Source organism: Actinacidiphila sp. bgisy160 (assembly GCF_965342435.1).
GTDB lineage: Bacteria > Actinomycetota > Actinomycetes > Streptomycetales > Streptomycetaceae > Actinacidiphila.
In genome coordinates this window covers 88,508-107,170 of sequence record NZ_CBDRCM010000011.1, presented here as the reverse complement: position 1 = coordinate 107,170, position 18,663 = coordinate 88,508, and the positions used below count along the sequence as shown (strand labels likewise).

Genomic DNA, 18,663 nt, shown 5'->3' with positions numbered 1-18,663 from the left:
CGGTCCGGGGCGCGGCCACAGCGCACAAGTGCCCGCGTCACCGGGGTCACGGCCTGAGCGGCGGCTGATGGCGCGCGGACCCGGTTGCCGCCCTCCGGGCCGCGGTAGCCGCCCCGGGCGCCGCGCGACGGCCGGGGCCCACGTCAGTCCGCCGCCAGCAGGTGGGCGGGGGCGATACGGGAGTGGAGACGGACGGGGAAGGCGAGGGCAGCGCAGACCAGGGCGACGGCGGCCACGGTGGCGAGCAGCGCGGCACCGCCCACCGCCGGCAGACGTCCGTCCAGCATGCCCCGACCGATCGACAGGACCGTCACGAGCCCGGCGACCGCACCGCTCAGGCCGCCCAGGAGGGCGAGCAGGACTCCCTCGTAGAGGCTGAGCCGGGCGAGTTCGCGCGTCGTCCAGCCGGTGGCGCGCAGGACGGCGAGGTCGGCGGCGCGCTCGCGCATGGACAGGACCAGTACGTCCACGGCCCCGGCGGCGCCGAGCAGCAGGGACAGGGCGACGCTCAGGTAGTCGGCGGTACGGGCCTGCGCGACGACGGCGTTGCCGAGCAGCGAGCCGGCCACCTGGCCGCGGAAGCCCAGGGTGAGGGCGAGCAGAACGGTGAAGGCCGCCACGCCCAGCGCCAGTCCCGCCGCGCCGAGCACGGTCCGGCCGCGAACCCGCAGCAGGTTGCGTGTGGCCAGGCCCATGACCGAGCGGACGGGCGTCGCCCGGCCGGTGGCGGCCACCGGCGGCGTGATGGCGTCCAGCGGTGTCAGCCGGGTGGCCCGCCAGGCGGGGAACACGCCGGCGGCGACGGTCAGCAGCAGTGCGACGGGCAGTACCAGTGCCGCCCTGACGACCGCGTCGGACAGTCCGAGCAGCGAGCCCAGGAGCCAGGCGAGCACCGAACCGGCCGCGCCCGCCCCGAGGCCGATGGCCACCAGTTCGCCGAGGATCAGCCGGAGGATCTCCGCCGAGGACCACCCCAGGCCGCGCAGAGTGCCGATCTCGACGCGGCGTGACCGTACCGAGGCGAGCGCGGCCTGCGCCAGGAAGAGTCCGCACACCACCAGGACGAGCACGAACAGCACGGCGCTCTTGGTGTCGACGGCCCTGAGGATGCGCAGGGCCACGCCCTTGGCCGTCCAGTTCTCGGAGACGTTGACGCCCGACGGCAGCATGAGGGTCTGCGGCGCGGGGGAGCTGCCGACGGTGATGTCCACCTGCAGCCCGGGGTACGCGGCGCGGATCTGGCCGGCGACCGAGTTGACCCGGGCCTGGGAGGCGGGGTCGACGCCGGTGACGCCGGCCGCCCGGATGCGGATGGCGCTGATCGGCGCCTTGTCCTGCACGGAGGCCTTCTGGCGGCTGTTGGCGAGGACGGAGACCGAGTCCATCGTGGTGAGCAGGGTGGGCGGCGCGGTGAGGTAGCCGCCGAGGTTGCGGTCCGGTCGCAGCGGGCGGTCGTGCAGGGCCGCGCGGCCGGCCGCGTCGGCGCCGGTGACCTGCGGGGACCGGTAGGTCTCCAGCGGGACCTCGGACAGCGCGGAGAAGCCGGGGAGCCTGGCGGTGTCGTAGCGGCCGACGATGTCCACGAGCGGCTGCGAGGACCGCCCGAATTCCGAGTCGCCGCAGGTCCGGACGCCCCAGCAGAACCCGGACGTGCTGGGATGAGCGGTGGCCTTCCGGAACTGGGTGCCCGTGTTCTCCTCGGGGACGTCCTCGACGAACTGCTCCTCCTGGCGGGTCCGCCAGAGCTCGGGGGACTGGCCGGCGCGAGGCTGGGGAACCAGCCGGCCCCGCGAACGGCGGTAGTCGACCGGTCCGATCGTCCAGTAGGCCTCGGTGCCGAGGTTGAACAGCGAGTCGGCGGGCGGGAATCCCTTGGCGAGGTCGGCGGTGACACGCCCGACGGGTGTCCCGTGCAGGCCGTTGACGAAGTCGTGGGCGGCCGGGCTGCCCAGCTTCGCGGGCACCGCCGCGGGGTCGCCGATGTCCAGCCGCTCCACGGTGGCGTTCAGGGTCCCCGCGGTCAGCGCCTTGCTGCTGAGCAGGGCCGGGATCAGGTAGTACGGCTCGTCCGAGTAGTTCTTCTTCGTGCCCCAGACGGGCCTGTCCCGGTCGGTGAGCATGCGGCCGGTGGTGACGGTGCTGTGCAGGCCCACCAGTTGGTCCTCGGCGGTGGGATCGATCGCCGAGAGCAGCACCGGATAGGACGCCGGGACCTCGATCGTGGCTCTGCCCCGGCCTGACTGGCAGTTGAGCTGGGAGTTCATGTCCCGCTCGAAGGGTGAGTGCTCCCGGCGGTCCTCAGGGACGGGCGTGGGCGTCAGCGGAGTGTGGTCGCCGCCGTTGATGAGGATGCCGGTCTTGTTCTCGTTGTAGTACCAGCAGACGTAGTACTTCCCGTGTCCGGTGTCCTCCTCCTGCAGGCCGTAGAAGTGGGTTCCGGTGTAGTCCTTGAACGTCTTGACGGGGTTGCGGGTCAGATAGACGTACTGGTCGGCGGCCCGGTACCTGCCCAGCCCCGCGGTCAGGGTCGGGCTGACCCGGAGTATCTGGGTGGTCGCCCCGCTGTCCAGGAACGCGGACACGTCGATCGTGAACCGCCCCGGGACCATCAGGTAGCCGACGTTGGCGACCGGCGCCGCGACCTGCACCCCGGCCATTGCCCTGATCCGGTCGTACTGGTCGAGGGTGATGCCGCCGAAGATCCCGGAAAGGAAGTTCGCCTCGACCAGACCGTCGCTGCGCTCGACCGCGGTCTGGCTCCCGCGGGGGCGCACCAGGACGTCGTACGCGGAGCGGGCGTTCTTCCGCACGGTCTCGGTGGTCCGCGCCTGACTGGTGGTCACCGTCGAGGTGAGCAGGGTGAAGCTGGTGGCCGCGACCAGGATGCCGGCGGCCAGGGCCAGCGCGCGGGCCCGATGCCGCCGCAGCTGGGACCAGATCATGGCTATCACGGACGGAACCCCCCGAGCCGGTCGAACACGTCGGCGGCCGGCGTCACGAGCTCGTCGGAGGTGATCCGGCCGTCGTGGAGCCGCACGATGCGGTCGCAGTTCGCGGCGACCTCGGCGTCGTGGGTCGCGACCAGCATCGTCATGCCGTACTGCCGGCTCAGGGCGAGCAGCAGGTCGATGATCTCCCGCCCGGTCGAGCTGTCCAGGTTGCCGGTCGGCTCGTCCGCCAGCAGCAGTCCCGGCCGGTTGATCAGCGCCCGGGCGACCGCGACCCGTTGCTGCTGGCCACCGGACAGCTCGGACGGCAGCGCACCGGCGCGGTGCGCCAGGCCGACGGCCTCCAGCAGCTCCCCGGCCCGGGCCCGCCGGTCGAAGTCCACCCGGCGGGGCAGTACCGGCGCGAGGACGTTGTCCAGCACCGTCAGGGCGGGCAGCAGGTGGAAGCGCTGGAAGACGAAGCCGGTCCGGCGGCGGTGGGCGTCCAGCCGGCCCGGCGTGAGTTCCTCGCCGTCGACCTCGACGATGCCCGAGTCCGGCCGGTCCATGCCGCCGATCAGGTGCAGCACGGTGGACTTGCCGGCGCCGGACGGGCCGGTGAGCGCGACGGACATGCCGTCGTCGATCTCCAGGTCGACGGAGTCCAGCGCGGTGATTCCGGGGTAACCCCGGGTCACTCCCCGCAGTGTCACGCCCATGGTCCTGCCCACCTCCTGCATTGTGCCAATGCAGGAGTACATTGTCACAATACATAGGGGGTGTAAAATGCCTTTGCATCATGCGGTGCTCGCGTTGCTGTCCGACGGGCCGAGCCACGGCTACGAGCTGAAGGGGCGCTTCGAGGAGGCGATCGGCCCGCAGTGGGGCGGCCTCAACATCGGCCACCTGTACCAGATCCTGGACCGCCTCGTGCGCGACGGCTACGTCACCCGGTCCCATGTGACCCAGTCGGACCGCCCGGACAAGACGCGCTACACCCTCACCCCGCAGGGGCGGGACGAGTTGCGGGACTGGGCGACCGCCGCGTGGGTACGGACCGGCGGATTCCGTGACGAACTGTTCCTCAAGCTCTTCGGTGCCGCCTCGCTGGGCCCCGAGACCCTTGGCGCCCTCGTACGGGCCCAGCGCCAGACGTACCTCTCCGAACTCGCCGGTCTGACACGGTTGCGGCGCGTCCACGCGGGCGACCCGCTGGTGGCCCTGCTGATCGACGCGGCCATCGCCCACACCAAGGCGGACCTGGAACTGGTCGACACCGCCACCCACCGGCTGGCGCCACTCGCCGGGCGCGACATCCGGGCGGGAACCCCGGCGCAGGAGGAAGGGCGGGAACCGGAGCGCCACGAGCGGGGGGCGTGACGCGTGCGGGCTTGCTCCGCGGAGCCGCCGAGGGCGTTGTGCGCGGCAGGCGGCGCTGAGCGATGGGGTGATCCCGGCTGCGGCGGAAGTCCGGATCGCGCAGACCCGAGGGCCGGCGGCGCCCCGTCACGGACGGCATCCGAGCGGACCAACGGCACCCCGACGCGCCCCGGCGGCCCGCCGGTCGTCCGGCCCGGCCGGGCCACCGCGCGCCGGGAAGAAGTCATCGCGCACGCCAGGTCATGGGCCCGTCGACCCCGCCGGCGGCCGGCGAGATCCTGCCCGCCCACGGGCCGCAGGCGTACGGCCTGGTCTCACGCCCGCCCGAGCCCGCCCGAGCCGGACGACCGCTACCGCCCCGCAGCGGGGAGAGCGGATGGGCGGCACAGCGCATGCCCCACCGCCCATGGCGCGCCGGCACGCGCGCACCGACCGATCCGACAGGGGTGCCGCCGTGGGCGCGACGGGGACGCGCCGATGGGGGCGAGCTGTCCGGCCCGGTGATCACGGAGGCTGGGCGGGCGCGGGCGTTCGGCGGGGCCGGTGCCCGGTGCGGTCAGCCGACGGCGCAGGCACGGGGACCGGAGCGGATCGGGGGCGCCCGCGGCCGACCGCGGGGAAGCGCTCCCCGGGTGGCGCCGGCCCGGCCGGCGCATGACGAGGTGTCATGTTCCGTGCGGCTTCGGGGGCCGCATGGCGGGGTCACCGGTCAGGGTGACGTTCCGGCGGTGGCGGAGGGCGGGCCGGCCGTACCCCGTGGGATCGCGGTGTTCCCGGACGGCGGTCGTCGCGTCGCGGAAGCAGGGTGTGCCGGTTACGGTGGCCGTTCCGGACCGATGAAGTGACGGTACGTCATATTCGAGGAGTGTGGCGCCGTGGGCCGAACGGGGGGTTCAGGGAAACGGTGCGCGCGGCGGCAACGACATGTCGTGTGCGCGCCAACAATGACGATCCCCCTGGCCATTGCACCGGGGCCACGCAACCCGCCGCCTCGGAGGGACACGTGACGCATCCGCAGACCCGGGGCCGCCATGACCGCACGTTGCGAGCCGCCGCCGCGCGCTTCGACCGCCGCCGCTTCCTGACCGTCACGGGCGCCGCCGCGGCACTCGCGTTCAGCACGAACCTGCCGGTCGCCGGCGCCGCCCAGGCCGCCGAGGCGCTGCCCGGGGCGCTCACCGAGTACCCGTTCACGCTGGGTGTCGCCTCCGGCGACCCCACGCCCTCGGGGGTCGTGCTGTGGACCCGGCTCGCGCCGCGCCCGTACGAGCCGGCGCCGGGCAACGGGATGGCCGACGCCCGCGTGCCCGTCCAGTGGGAGATCGCCCGGGACGACAGGTTCGCACGGGTCGTCCTCCGCGGCATCGCGCAGGCGCACCCGGAGTTCGACCACACCGTGCACGTCGACGCCCATGGCCTCGCACCGGACCGGGTGTACTACTACCGCTTCCGCGCGGGCCCCTGGATCAGCCCCCCGGGCCGGACCCGCACCGCCCCCGCGCCGGGGACCCTCCCGTACGAGATGCGGCTGGCCGCGGTGAGCTGCCAGGCCTACCACGACGGGTACTTCACCGCGCTGCGGCACCTCGCCGCCGAGGACGTCGACGCCGTCTTCCACCTGGGCGACTACCTCTACGAATACCCCGTCAGCGCCACCGGCGGCGCCCGCGCCTACACCGACCGCGTCCTGCCGTCCTGGTTCGGCAAGGAGACGGTCACGCTGGAGGACTACCGCCTGCGGTACGCCCTCTACAGGTCCGACCCCGACCTGCAGGCCGCGCACGCCGCCTTCCCCTGGTTCGTCACCTGGGACGACCACGAGACCGAGAACAACTACGCGGGCGGCTCCGACGAGAACGGCGGCCCCGGCGACGCGTTCCTGGTCCGCCGCGCCGCCGCCTACCGCGCCTACTGGGAGAACCAGCCGCTGCGCCTCCCGCAGTTCCCGCGGGGGCCGGACATGACGCTCTACCGCCGCTTCCACTACGGGCGGCTCGCGCAGTTCGACATCCTCGACACCCGTCAGTACCGCACCGACCAGGCGTACCGGGGCCGCTGGCACGACCCGGGACCGGCGTCGCGGGACCCGGCGCGCACGCTGACCGGCGCGACGCAGGAACGCTGGCTGCTGGACGGCTTCCATCGCTCGCACGCCACCTGGAACGTGATCCCGCAGCAGGTCGTGCTGTCCCGGCGGAAGAACACCACCGCCGCCTCCTCCCCGCTGAGCATGGACGCCTGGGACGGCTACCCGGCATCCCGGGACCGCGTGCTGGCCGGGGCGAGCGCCGCCGGCATCGAGAACCTGCTGGTGCTCACCGGCGACGTGCACGTCCACTACGCCCTGGACATCAAGGCCGACTGGGACGACCCCACCTCGCGCACCATCGGCACGGAGCTCGTCACCAGTTCACTCACCAGCGGCCGCGACGGCTCCCCGCGTCCGTCCAACTGGGCGAGCCTCATGGCGGCCAACCCGCACCTGCGGTTCTACGACGGGCGGCGCGGCTACGTGACCGTCCGCCTGGACGCCGAGGAGGCGCGGGCCGACTTCAAGACCGTCGACTCCGTGACCACCCCGGGGGCCGCCCTGACCACCGCCGCCTCCTTCGTGACCGAGGCCGGGGACCCCGGTCTGCGGGAGACCTGACGGGCTCAGCCCTCGCCGGGGTAGCGCACGCCGATCCGGTCCCGGACCGTGTCGAGCGTGCGCATCACGGCGAGGCTGCCCTCCAGCGGCACGAGCGGGGACTCCCGTTCGCCCGCGCGCAGGCAGCGCATGACCTCGGCCGCCTCGTGCTGCAGTCCGCGCAGGCCGTCGTCCGGGGCGCCGAACTCCTCCGGTTCGCGGCCCTCGCGGTGCAGCACGAAGCGGTCCGGGTGGAAGAAGCCGCGGGGGATCTCGATCCGCCCCGCGGAGCCGGTGACCACCGCGGTCCGGGCGGTGTCGGCGGTGAGGGAGCAGCTGAGCACAGCCACGGCGCCGCTGTCGTACCCGAGCAGCATGCCCGTGTTGTCGTCCACGCCGTCGTCGGTCAGGTGGGCCCAGGCCTGGACCTCGTCGGGCTCGCCGAGCAGCAGGTGGGCGAAGGAGACCGGGTAGACGCCCAGGTCCAGCAGGGCGCCGCCGCCGAGCGCGGGGTCGAGCAGCCGGTGGCCGGGCTCGAAGGGTCCGGCGAGGCCGAAGTCCGCGTGCACGCCGCGGACCTCGCCGACCGCCCCGTCCGCGACCAGCTCGGTCAGCCGCCGCACCACCGGGTTGCAGTACGTCCACATGGCCTCCATCAGGAAGCGTTCGTGGGTCCGGGCGAGGTCGGCCAGCTCGCGGGCCTCGACCGCGTTGACGGTGAACGGCTTCTCGCACAGCACCGACCGTCCGGCCCGCAGGCACAGGCCGGCCGCGACGCGGTGCGCCGAGTGCGGGGTGGCGACGTACACCACGTCCACACCCTCGTCGTCGGCGAGTTCGGTCCAGCTTCCGTACGCGCGCGGGATGCCGAAGCGGTCCGCGAAGTCGCGCGCGGAGTCGAGCCGGCGCGAGCCGACCGCGACGATCTCCGCGTCGTCCTTCAGTTCGCGCAGGTCCTCGGCGAAGGACGCGGCGATGCCGCCGGTGGCCAGGATGCCCCAGCGCACTTTCCTACCGGAACCGACCGATTCCGTCATGAATCTGCCCCCACCTGGCCTCGACCACCTCGTGATTGCTGAGAGCATAGAGAACGATTCACACACCACGGAGAGAGACCCATGCCGGAAGCCGGCGCGACCCCGCCCGACCAGATATCCACACCGGGGCCGTCAACCCCGGTACGACGCGCCGGAGAGGCACCAGGAGCTCGCACCAGCCTGATGGTGACGTTCCTCCTCGGCGCACTCAGCGCCCTCCCCGCGCTCTCCATGGACATGTATCTGCCGGCCCTGCCGCAGGTCACCGAGGAACTGCGCAGCCCCGCCGTCGTCGTGCAGCTGACGCTCACCGCCTGCCTGGCCGGACTCGCCCTCGGCCAGCTGGTCGTCGGCCCGATGAGCGACCGCTGGGGCCGCCGCCGTCCGCTGCTGGCCGGGATGGTGCTCTACGTCCTGGCGACCGCCGTCTGCGCCTTCGCGTCCACCACGGAACTGCTGGTCGGCTTCCGGCTGCTGCAGGGCCTCAGCGGCGCGGCCGGCATCGTGATCGCCCGCGCGATCGTCCGCGACCTGTACGACGGCATCGCGATGGCCCGCTTCTTCTCCACCCTGATGCTGATCTCCGGAGTCGCGCCGATCGTCGCGCCGCTCATCGGCGGACAGGTGCTGCGGGTCACCGACTGGCGCGGGGTCTTCGTCGTGCTGACCGTGGTGGGCGTGCTGCTCACCCTCGTGGTGTGGCGCTGTCTGCCGGAGACACTGCGCCCCGCGGACCGGCACGGCGGCGGGTTCGGCGCCACGCTGCGGGCGATGCGCGTGCTGCTCGCCGACCGCGCCTTCACCGGCTACATGCTCACCGGCGGTTTCACCTTCGCCGCGCTGTTCGCGTACGTCTCGGCTTCCTCGTTCGTCGTCCAGGAGATCTACGGGGCCTCGCCGCAGACCTACAGCCTGCTCTTCGGCCTCAACTCCGTGGGCCTGGTGGCGCTTGGCCAGGTCAACGGCAAGATCCTGGTCGGCCGGGTCGGCATGGACAAGGTGACGGGGGTGGGGCTCGCGGTGATCACCGCGGCCGCGGCCGTGCTGCTGGCGCTGACCGCGGGATGGTTCGGGCCGGTGGGGCTGCTGCCGGTCGCCGCGGGGCTCTTCGTGCTGATGGCGGCGATGAGCCTGGTCCTGCCCAACACCAACGCGCTCGCGCTGATGCGCACCCGGCACGCCGCCGGATCGGCCTCCGCGCTGCTCGGCACGACCTCCTTCCTGGTGGGTGCCGTCGCCTCGCCGCTGGTCGGGATCGCGGGGGAGCACACGGCGGTGCCGATGGCCCTGGTGCAACTGGGCAGCGCCCTGGCGGCCTGGGTCTGCTTCGCCGGGCTGTGCCGGCCGTGGCGGCGTACTGTGGATGCACGGTGATTCGTGCCGTCATTGGCGCGCCGAGTCAGGAGGCAGTGATGTCCGAGCCGATCGACGAGAGCAAGTGGGCCTGGAAGACCGCAGACAGTTGCCTGCACACCGGGTCCGAACACATGATCGATCCGGAGGACCTGGTCATGGCCTCCGGCCGCGAGCCGACGCCGGCCCTCATCGAGAAGGCCCGCAAGTTGCTGGAGGAGCATGGCCCCGCAGCTGTCGAGAGGTACCTCCCGTGAGGCGGAGCTGCGCGGCGACGAGCTGAGTCTGCTCGTCGCGGACATCACCCCATATCTGGAGCCCGTGCCCCCCTCCGCGCATCCCTGGTGCGCGGGGGCGGTGGTCCTGGCGGGTCGCGCGGGAACGGTGGCCCTGCACGAGGCCGTGGGCTGGGCGGTGCGGTACGCCTCGTACGACGAGAGCGCCGATCGCGGAGTGGAACTGCCGGGCGAGCGGTGGGTGCCGATGCGGCCGGACACGGTCTTCGACCTGGCCTCGCTGACCAAGCTGTGCACGGCCGTCGTCGCGGTGGGCCGGCTGGAACTCGGCCGTGAGGTCGCGGCCTACGTGCCCGAGTTCGCCGCGGCGGGCAAGCAGCGCATCACCGTCGGCCAGCTGCTGGACCACACCTCGGGGCTCCGCCCCGAGCTCCCCCTCTACGACCACCCCGACGCCGAGGCCCGGGCGAAGCTGCTCTGGGAGGAGGCCCCGGTGGTCGCACCGGGCACCGAGCGGATCTACTCCGACCTGAACCTCATCGCCCTGCAGCACGTCCTGGAGCGGACCACCGGCGAGGCCCTGGACGCCCTCGTGCGGGAGGACGTCACCGACCCGTTCGGGATGTACGACACCCGCTACAACCCGCCCGCCTCCTGGACCCCGCGGGTCGCCGCCACCGAGGACCAGCGCAGGCCCTGGGCCCGGCTCGACCGCGGCCCGCTCCACGGGACCGTCCACGACGAGAACGCCCACGTCATGGGCGGGGTGGCCGGGCACGCGGGGCTGTTCTCCACGGCCTGGGACCTCGCCCTGTTCTGCCGCGCGTTGCTGGACCGCGGCGGCCCCTACCCCGGCTTCGAGGTGGACCGGTCCTGGTTCATGGGCGCCCTCGCGGGGCGCGGCGCGGCCGGCCACACCGGGTTCACCGGCACCAGCCTGGTGATCGACCCCGCCACCGACGGCTTCCTGGTGCTGCTCGCCAACTCCGTGCACCCGTGCCGTACCTGGCGGGACGGGAGCGCGCCCCGGGCGGCCGCGGGCACGCGGTTCGCGAGGGCGCTCGGCGTGGCGTGAGCCGGCGAGGCCCGTGCGGCCCGTGCGGCTTGTGGGGGCGTGCCGGGCCGCGGCGGGGCGGCGGGGCGGCGGGGCGGCCGCCCGAAAGGTGCCTCATGCGGTTCATCGGGTAGTTTGGCAGCTGACGTGGGGTGACGATCCTGCCCGGCAGCCGCGTCGGCCGGCCGGCCCTCACGGCGGAACGGAGGCGCAGGAGGCGATGGTCCCCGAGCCGACCACACGACCGGGCCCGGCACCGGCCGGGGGGCGGTGAGGTCATGCCGCCGGAGCTCGCCGGTCTCGTCGCAGCCGACCCCGGTCCGGAGCTGCTGGACTCCACGCTGAGCCAGGTGGTGCGCGACACGGGCGCCTCCATTGGTCTGGTCTACCTGATGACCCCCGAGCGGGACCTGCTGCGGCTGGCCGTGGCCGTCGGCGTCTCGCGCAAGATCGACACGATCTGGGGGCGGGTCGTGCCCAGCGCCTCCAGCCCCGTCGCAGACGCGGTCCGCGAACGGCGCATGGTGCTGCTGTGCGGTCACGAGGACACCGTCCGGTCCTACCCACGGCTCGCCCTGGTCCTGCCGTACGACTTCCCGCTCGCCGCCGCCCCGATCGCCAGCGGCTCCACCACCTGGGGCGCGCTGTGCCTGGTGTGGCCGGGCGGGCACCCGGGGCGGTTCGACCGGCGGGCCCGCGAGGCGTACCGCGGGGCCTGCGACCGCATGGGACGCCTGCTGCGCAGGGCCGCCGAGGACGGCGAGCCGGTACTGCCCCCCGCCGAGCCGCGGGTGCTGCCCGTGCTCCGCACCCGCACCCACAGCCCGGACGAGGCCATGGCCGCCGCCGACCTCGCCGAGCGGTTCCCGGAGGGCGCACTCGCCCTGGACCTGGACGGCCGGATCACCTTCGTCACGGAGACGGCCGCCGCCCTGCTCGGGGCCGAGGTGCCCGACCTCCTGGGCACCGAGCCCTGGGAGTTGCTGCCCTGGCTGGACGACCCCGTCTTCGAGGACCGCTTCCGCGGCGCGATGATCAGCCGCCGTCCCGGCACGGCCACGGCGCTGCGCCCACCCGACCGGTGGCTCACCTTCGAATTCCACCCGGACGGCACCGGCGTGAGCGTCCGCGTCACCCCCGCCCCCACGCCGGAGGCCGCGCAGACACCCGCGGCGCAGCTCCCCGCGGGCCCCACGCCGGACCGGGCCATCGCCCTCTACCACCTGCTGCACATGGCCGCCACGCTCACCGAGGCCGTCGGCACCCAGGACGTCATCGACCTGGTCGCCGAGCAGATGCTCTCCGTCTTCGGCGTGCACGCCGTGGCGCTGCTGACGGTCGAGGAGGGACGGCTGCGGATCATCGGGCACCGGGGCCACCACGAGGACTACATCGAGTCCGTCGTCGCGCAGCCGCTGGACGTCGACAACGCGGCCGTACGCGTCGTCAAGACCGGGGTCCCGGGCTTCTTCGCCAACGTCGACGAGCTGCTGCGGATCTACCCGGGCACGGTCGTGCGGGACCGCAAGGCCGCCTGGGCGTTCCTGCCCCTGATCACCTCCGGCCGACCCGTCGGCTCGATGGCCCTGGCCTACGACCGCCCGCACCCGTTCTCCGCGGGCGAGCGCAGCGTGCTCATCTCGATCGCCGGACTGGTCGCGCAGGCCCTGGAACGCGCGCGCCTGTACGACGCCGAGCACAGCCTCGCCATCAGCCTGCAGGCGCGGCTGCTGCCCCGCGCCCTGCCGGACATCCCCGGCCTGGAGGTGGCCGCCCGCTACATGCCGGCCACCCGCGGCATCGACATCGGCGGCGACTTCTACGACGTGATCCGGCTCGACACGACCACCTGCGGTGTGGCGATCGGCGACGTCCAGGGGCACAACGTCAACGCCGCCGCGCTCATGGGGGAGGTCCGCACCGCCGTCCGCGCCACCGCGGGCGCCTCCCCCAGCGAGGTCCTGGCCCGCTCCAACCGGCTGCTGGTCGACCTCGATCCCGGCCTGCTCGCCAGCTGCCTCTACGCCCAGCTCGACCTGGAGCGGCACACCGCCTGCGTCGCCACCGCCGGCCACCCGCCACCGGTCCTGCGGCACCCGGACGGCACCACCGAGGTGCTGCCGCTGCCGCCCGGTCCGCTGCTGGGCGTCGACCCCGACGCCCGCTACCCGACGACGGAGATCGCGCTGCCGCCCGGCGCGGTGCTCGCGCTGTACACCGACGGCCTGGTGGAGACCCCGGGCGTCGACCTCGACGCGTCCGCCGCCGACCTGGCGGCGCACCTCGCCCGGGCCGGCCCGGACGCCACCATGGACGCCCTGGCCGCCAGCCTCCTCGGGCACGCCCAGCGGTCCGCCCCGCGCAACGACGACATCGCTCTGTTGCTCACCCACGTGACGGGACGGCCGGACCGGCCCCCCGTGTGACGCCCCTTCAGCAGGCCGACCCGACCCCGCGGAGGGCCGCGTCCTGCCATGATGTGATGCGCACGAATGACGCATCGCTGGGGGGTTACGTGACGCTGACCATCGGTGGCGCGCTGCGCGAGCTGCGCACGGCCCAGAAGTCGGCCAAGGGCGTGTCGCTCTACTCGCGCCACATCAACCGGCCGGCCGGCCGGGTGCTCGCCGCCGGCGCCTACCGGGCCGGCCTGACGCCCAATCAGGTCACCCTGGTCAGCGCCGCCTTCAGCCTGGGCGCGGTGGCGGCGCTGGCGCTGGCCCGGCCCTCCTGGCCCCTGGCCGTGGCCGTCTACCTCGGGCTCGTCGTCGGCTTCGCCTTCGATTCCGCGGACGGCCAGCTCGCCCGCCTGCTGAAGCGGGGCAACCCGGCGGGGGAGTGGCTGGACCACGTGGTCGACGCGGCGAAGATCACCGCGATCCACGCGGCCGTCCTGATCTCCTTCCACCGCTTCTTCGACCTGGCCTCCGAGGGCTGGCTGCTGTTGCCGCTCGGCTTCCAGTTCGTCGCCGTGCTGATCTTCAGCGGGGGCCTGCTGGCCGACAAGCTCAAGCCGAAGCCTGCCGCGGCCGCGGGGACGGCCCCGGCTCCCGCGCCGTCACGGCTGCGCGCGGTCGCGCTGCTGCCCGTCGACTACGGGGTGTTCTGTCTGGTCTTCCTCACCCTCGGGGCGCCGCGCGTCTTCCTCGCCGCGTACGCCGCGCTGTTCGTCGTGCACGCGTTCTTCCTCGTCGCCTTCCTCGCGAAATGGTTCCGCGAACTGAGCGCCCCGGCTGCTAGCATCGAGGCATGATCGCGAACCCGTACCACCGGCAGATGATGGCCCCCGCCCGGGGCCGCTGACACCGGACGCGTCCGCGTCTTCCGAGGCCCCCACCGGGGCCTCGATCCTTTCGCGCATCGGAGCCCCGCCCCGCCCCTCCCGGAGGTTCCGATGACCGCACCCCAGGCTTCCCGTTTCTACGTCACCACCACCATCCCGTACGTCAACGCCCGCCCCCACCTCGGCTTCGCGCTCGAACTGGTGCAGGCGGACGTGCTGGCCCGGCACCACCGCAGGCGCGGCGAACCGGTGCGCTTCCTCAGCGGCACGGATGACAACTCGCTGAAGAACGTGCTGGCCGCCGAGGCCGAGGGCATCCCCGTCCAGGACCTCGTGGACCGCAACGCGGCCGCCTTCGCCGCGCTGGACGCCCCGCTCGCGCTCTCCCTGGACGACTTCATCCGCACCAGCCGCGACCCTCGCCACCGCGCCGGCGTGGAGCGGCTCTGGCGCCGCTGCGCCGCGGCGGGCGACCTCTACCGAGAGCACTACGAGGGCCTGTACTGCGTGGGCTGCGAGCAGTTCTACACCCCGGACGACCTGGTCGACGGCCGCTGCGCCGAGCACGGCACCGAGCCGCAGACGGTCGCGGAGGAGAACTGGTTCTTCCGGCTGTCCCGGTACACCGACGAGCTGCGCGCGCTGATCGAGGACGGGCGGCTGCGCATCGAGCCCGCCGCGCGCCGCAACGAGGTGCTCGCCCTGCTCGCCCGCGGCCTGCGCGACTTCTCCGTCTCCCGCTCCCAGACCCGGGCCCGCGGCTGGGGCATCCCGGTGCCCGGCGACCCCGGCCAGGTGATCTACGTCTGGTGGGACGCGCTCGGCAACTACGTCACCAGCCTGGGCTACGGGGGCGAGGGGCAGCGCGGCGCCGCGTACGAGCAGTGGTGGGCGGGCGACGGACGGCGGGTGCACCTGGTGGGCAAGGGCGTGCTGCGCTTCCACGCCGTCTACTGGCCCGCGATGCTGCTGTCGGCCGGGCTGCCGCTGCCGACGGACATCCTCGTCCACGACTACCTGACGGTGGACGGGCGCAAGATCAGCAAGTCGGCCGGCGCGACCGTCGACCCGAAGGAACTGGTCGGCGAGCACGGTACCGACGCGGTTCGCTGGTGGCTGCTGCGCGAGGTGCCGCGGGTGGGCGACGCCGACTTCACGCGCGAACGGCTGGTCGCCCGCGCCGACGCGGACCTGGCCGGGGGGCTCGGCAACCTGGTGCACCGGGTGGTGACCATGGTCCACCGCTTCCGCGACGGCCTCGTCCCCGCGGCGGACAGGCCCGGCGAGCCCGGCACGGAAGCGCTACTGACGGCATGTCAGGAGACGCCGGACACCGTCGCGGCGGCCCTGCACGACGTGGATTTCCGGCGGGCGACGGCCGCCGTGTGGCGGATCGTCGACGAGGCCAACCGCTGCATCGACGAGACCCGGCCCTGGGAACTGGCCCGCGCCGAACGCCGCCACCGCAACGCCTTTGCCGGACACCGCCTCGACGCGGTCCTGGCCGCCCTGGTGCACGCCTGCCGCGCCCTCGCCGCCGAGCTGGAACCCTTCCTGCCGGACGCCGCCGCCCTGATCGCCCGGCGCTGCGCGCCCACCCCGGACGGCCACCTCCCGCCGCCGGCCCCGCTGTTCCCGCACTCCGCCCACCGGCAGCCCGCCGCGACGCCCGGCCCGTGAGGCCGGGCCCGCCCCCACCCTCCCGCCCGCAGTCCGCATCGGTGCGACCGAAGGGAGCCGGACACCCCGCCGGGCGCTAGGCCGGGGCCGGTTCGGGGCGGGTCTCGGGGTCGTCCGCCGGGGCGGTCTCGCGGCGGACGACGGCGATGCGGGCCCAGAGCACCAGCGCCTTGAGGGCCGAGCCGAGGGCCAGGCCCCAGGCGGCGCCGAGGACGCCGCCGAGGGCGTAGCCGCCGATCATGAAGGCGACCGAGGCCAGGGAGAAGACCACCTGGATGGGCAGGGTCGCCTTCGGCCGCAGGACGCGGAGGGTGAGCAGGGCGCTCGTTCCGGCGGCGATGGCGGCGTACTGCGTGCCCGTCGCGGGCAGCAGACGGGACGCCGCCGCCCAGGTCTCGCCGAGCAGTTCACGGCCGGCCCGGTCCGGCAAGGCCGTGAGGACGGCCGTCCAGACCGCGGCGACACCCGCGAGGACGGCGGCGAGGACGGCCGTCGCCCGGACCTGCCCGCGCATGCCCGGGACGCGGCCCAGCAGCGGGGGACCGAAGGCGGTGGCGGAGTTGAACAGCACGTTCATCGGGCCGAAGAGCGTCGTCGTACCGCGCAGCGAGCCCACCGCCAACTGGCTGGCGAACACACCGAGGCCGACCACCGCGAGCTGGCTGGAGGCGTTGCCCACGCCGTACTCGACGACGAAGCGCTGCCCGAGGTGGCCGCGGCGCACGAAGCGGCGCAGGTCGGTCCTGGCGCCGCGCAGCCGGGGGGCCAGCAGGGCCCCGCCGAGCAGCAGCGCGGGCGCCGCCGACAGGCCCCACACCGCGACCAGCCTGGCCGGGCCCGTGCCGTGCGGTTGCAGGGCGAGCGCGGGAAGCGCGACCGCCAGCCGCAAGGAGTCGCCGGCGAGGGCGAGATGGGGCAGCCGCAGGGTCGAGAAGCAGTAGCGCAGCCCGTCCTGGGTGAGGACCAGAGGCAGCACCATGCCGAGCACCGCCAGCGCCCACGCCGTCTCGCCGGGGACGAAGGCGAGCACCGCCGCCATGGCGCCGCCGGCCACCGTGGAGGCCACGGCCACGAAAGAGGCCGCCGAGCGGCAGGCGGCGGCCACCGAGGCGTCCTCGCCCCGCTCCAGCACCAGGGCCTGGCCGACGTACGAGACGCTCACGCCCAGCAGCACGGAGAAGACGGTGTAGACCATCGAGAAGACCGAGAACCCGGCGGCGCTGGACAGCCGCGCGGCGACCACGAGCACCAGGATGTTCGTGAGCGCCGCGACACCCTGGTCGAGCACGGAGCAGACGATCGCGGTCCTCGCGCCCGGCGCCGGGCGCACCGTCACCTGGTCACCGTGCGCAGCGGGATGGTGTCCGTGGTCGGCGCCGGGGTGTCGTCACCGGAGGGCAGGGGCGTCCTGGCCGTGGCGGCGTTGGTGGCCGCCGCGGCGGTGACCCCGGCGTCGGCGGAGGACGCGGCCCCGGCCGCCGGGACGGAGGCCTCGGAACGCGACGCGGCGGCGGCGTTCCGCTTGCGCGCCGCCCGCCGGGCCCGCCGGGCCCACCAGCCGCGGCCGGGCGAGGTGTGCAGGACGGCGCCGAGCACCGTACTGCCCACGCCGCTGATCAGCTGGCGGACCCGGTCGAGGTCGGCGCGGTGCACCGCGTGCGGGTCGGCGACGACCAGGACCCCGTCGATGCGGTCGGCCACCGCGAGCGCGTCGGCGTACGTGAGGACCGCCGGCGCCAGCACGATCACCGCGGCGCCCGGGGCGTCCGCCTCAGCGAACAGCCGGCTCGCCGCCGACGAGGTGAGCGCCCGCGCCACGTTGCGCACCCGGCGCCCCGGCACGAGGTCGAAGGAGCCGGACTCGCCGGCGTCGATGGGCACCTGGAGACCGGCCGGCCAGCCGCCCTCGCTCAGATGCGGGGAACGCGCCCAGCCGGGCCGGGAGCCGTCCGCCGCGCGTAGCCGCGCCGAAAGCCCGGGGGTACGCAGGTCGGCCTCGACCAGCAGCACGTCCATGCCCATCTCGGCGAAGGACGCGGACAGGTTGACGGCGACCGAGGCGGCCGTCTCGCCGGTGCCGCGCGGGGCGACGACGAGCAGCCGGCGGTGCTCGGCGAACCGCTGGTCGTAGGCGAGCCGGAAGGCGACCGAGCGGAACTCCTCGGCCAGCCGCGGGTCGGCTTGGTCGACGGCGAGCAGCGGGCCGCCCTTGGCGCGCGGCAGGGTGCCCAGCACGGGCGCGCGCAGCGCCCGCACCACGTCGCTCTCGGACCGCGCGGTGGGGTCGAAGACCAGCCGCACCCACGCGGCCAGCAGGCCGATGGCGATGCCGACGAGGGCTCCGAGGCCGAGCATCATGGGCAGCCCGGGGCCGGAGGCCGCGGACGGCGGGGAGGCGACCCGGATCCACTTGCCGGGCGTGGTGTCGAGGGTCTGCAACCTGGTGATGTTGGTGCTGAGTTCGGAGATGCGGCCGACGAGGGTGGCCTGCACCGTCGTGGCCGCGTCGAGAGTGGGCCCCTCGCCCAGCCTGGCTATCTGGTCGTCGAGTTCCTTGCGCTGCTTGACCACCGGGTCGAGCTGTTTGCGCAGGTTGTGGACGGTGTTCTTGATGGTGTTCTCGGTGGTCTCCTGGCGGGCGTCCATGAACGCCTGGGTGAGCGCGTTGGCCCGGCGGGCCGCCTCGTCCGGGTCGGTGTAGGTGTACGCGAAGCGCAGCACCAGCGTGTTGGGCGGGTTGGTGACCTGGAGGTCGGACTGGAGCGAGGAGACGGAACGTGCCGGCAGGTGCAGCTTCTTGGCGGCGCGCTTGGCGATCTCGTTGCTCATCGCCGTCTGCCGCTCGGTGCCGATGTTGATCGCCTTGTCGGGTGCCGTGCCGCCGGCCGCGAACTCGTCGACGGTGGCCGCCCGCAGTACGACCTCGCTGGTCGCGACATAGGTGTCCTTGCCGGAGACGGCCAGGTATCCGCCGCCGAGCAGCCCGATCAGCACACCGGCCACCAGCAGCGCGCGGTAGCGGACGAGCTGACGGAACTGGTCGCGCAGGAGGTCCGGTTCGTCGTGGGCCTCGGACATCTGCGA

The 18,663-nt window shown here is 73.9% G+C and carries 13 protein-coding genes; 8 read left to right on the top strand and 5 right to left on the bottom strand.

The window, feature by feature from the left end; translation table 11 throughout:
• Positions 1-143: 143 nt before the first annotated feature.
• Entirely contained in the window at positions 144-2,942 is a 2,799-nt protein-coding gene (locus ACRWNP_RS12565; protein ID WP_431961205.1) for an FtsX-like permease family protein, read from the bottom strand.
• A 5-nt stretch (positions 2,943-2,947) separates the two neighbouring features.
• Positions 2,948-3,646 (bottom strand): ABC transporter ATP-binding protein, encoded by a 699-nt coding sequence (locus ACRWNP_RS12560; protein WP_431961204.1) that lies wholly within the window; start codon positions 3,644-3,646, stop codon positions 2,948-2,950.
• 67 nt (positions 3,647-3,713) lie between these two features.
• On the opposite strand from ACRWNP_RS12560, the gene ACRWNP_RS12555 reads away from it, so the two are divergent.
• Together ACRWNP_RS12555 and ACRWNP_RS12550 are read left to right on the top strand one after the other, a co-directional pair.
• Entirely contained in the window at positions 3,714-4,307 is a 594-nt protein-coding gene (locus tag ACRWNP_RS12555) for a PadR family transcriptional regulator (protein ID WP_431961203.1), read from the top strand.
• A gap of 1,003 nt (positions 4,308-5,310) precedes the next feature.
• Positions 5,311-6,957 (top strand): alkaline phosphatase D family protein, encoded by a 1,647-nt coding sequence (locus ACRWNP_RS12550; protein ID WP_431961202.1) that lies wholly within the window; start codon positions 5,311-5,313, stop codon positions 6,955-6,957.
• Positions 6,958-6,962: 5 nt separating this feature from the next.
• Here the strand turns inward: ACRWNP_RS12550 and ACRWNP_RS12545 are convergent, their stop codons facing one another.
• Positions 6,963-7,973 (bottom strand): Gfo/Idh/MocA family protein, encoded by a 1,011-nt coding sequence (locus ACRWNP_RS12545; RefSeq protein ID WP_431961201.1) that lies wholly within the window; start codon positions 7,971-7,973, stop codon positions 6,963-6,965.
• A gap of 81 nt (positions 7,974-8,054) precedes the next feature.
• Between ACRWNP_RS12545 and ACRWNP_RS12540 the strand changes: the two genes are divergently transcribed.
• The 6 genes from ACRWNP_RS12540 (at position 8,055) to ACRWNP_RS12515 (ending at position 15,579) form a co-directional block, all read left to right on the top strand.
• Positions 8,055-9,347 carry a multidrug effflux MFS transporter gene (locus ACRWNP_RS12540; protein WP_431961200.1) on the top strand — a complete coding sequence of 431 codons (1,293 nt, stop codon included), beginning with the start codon at positions 8,055-8,057 and terminating at the stop codon, positions 9,345-9,347.
• 38 nt (positions 9,348-9,385) lie between these two features.
• A complete protein-coding gene (locus ACRWNP_RS12535) occupies positions 9,386-9,583 on the top strand; it encodes a hypothetical protein (RefSeq protein ID WP_018556880.1) in 198 nt (65 codons plus the stop codon).
• A complete protein-coding gene (locus ACRWNP_RS12530; protein ID WP_431961199.1) occupies positions 9,549-10,637 on the top strand; it encodes a serine hydrolase domain-containing protein in 1,089 nt (362 codons plus the stop codon). Before ACRWNP_RS12535 ends, ACRWNP_RS12530 begins: the two co-directional genes overlap by 35 nt.
• A 257-nt stretch (positions 10,638-10,894) precedes the next feature.
• Positions 10,895-13,042 (top strand): SpoIIE family protein phosphatase, encoded by a 2,148-nt coding sequence (locus ACRWNP_RS12525; protein ID WP_431961198.1) that lies wholly within the window; start codon positions 10,895-10,897, stop codon positions 13,040-13,042.
• 56 nt (positions 13,043-13,098) lie between these two features.
• On the top strand, positions 13,099-13,869 hold the full coding sequence (locus tag ACRWNP_RS12520; RefSeq protein ID WP_431961196.1) for a CDP-alcohol phosphatidyltransferase family protein: 771 nt from the start codon (positions 13,099-13,101) through the stop codon (positions 13,867-13,869).
• 141 nt (positions 13,870-14,010) lie between these two features.
• Positions 14,011-15,579 carry a methionine--tRNA ligase gene (locus tag ACRWNP_RS12515; RefSeq protein ID WP_431961195.1) on the top strand — a complete coding sequence of 523 codons (1,569 nt, stop codon included), beginning with the start codon at positions 14,011-14,013 and terminating at the stop codon, positions 15,577-15,579.
• A 76-nt stretch (positions 15,580-15,655) separates the two neighbouring features.
• Here the strand turns inward: ACRWNP_RS12515 and ACRWNP_RS12510 are convergent, their stop codons facing one another.
• On the bottom strand, positions 15,656-16,915 hold the full coding sequence (locus ACRWNP_RS12510) for a hypothetical protein (protein ID WP_431961194.1): 1,260 nt from the start codon (positions 16,913-16,915) through the stop codon (positions 15,656-15,658).
• Positions 16,912-18,657 carry a lipopolysaccharide biosynthesis protein gene (locus ACRWNP_RS12505; protein WP_431961193.1) on the bottom strand — a complete coding sequence of 582 codons (1,746 nt, stop codon included), beginning with the start codon at positions 18,655-18,657 and terminating at the stop codon, positions 16,912-16,914. Before ACRWNP_RS12505 ends, ACRWNP_RS12510 begins: the two co-directional genes overlap by 4 nt.
• Between the last annotated feature and the right edge of the window lie 6 nt (positions 18,658-18,663).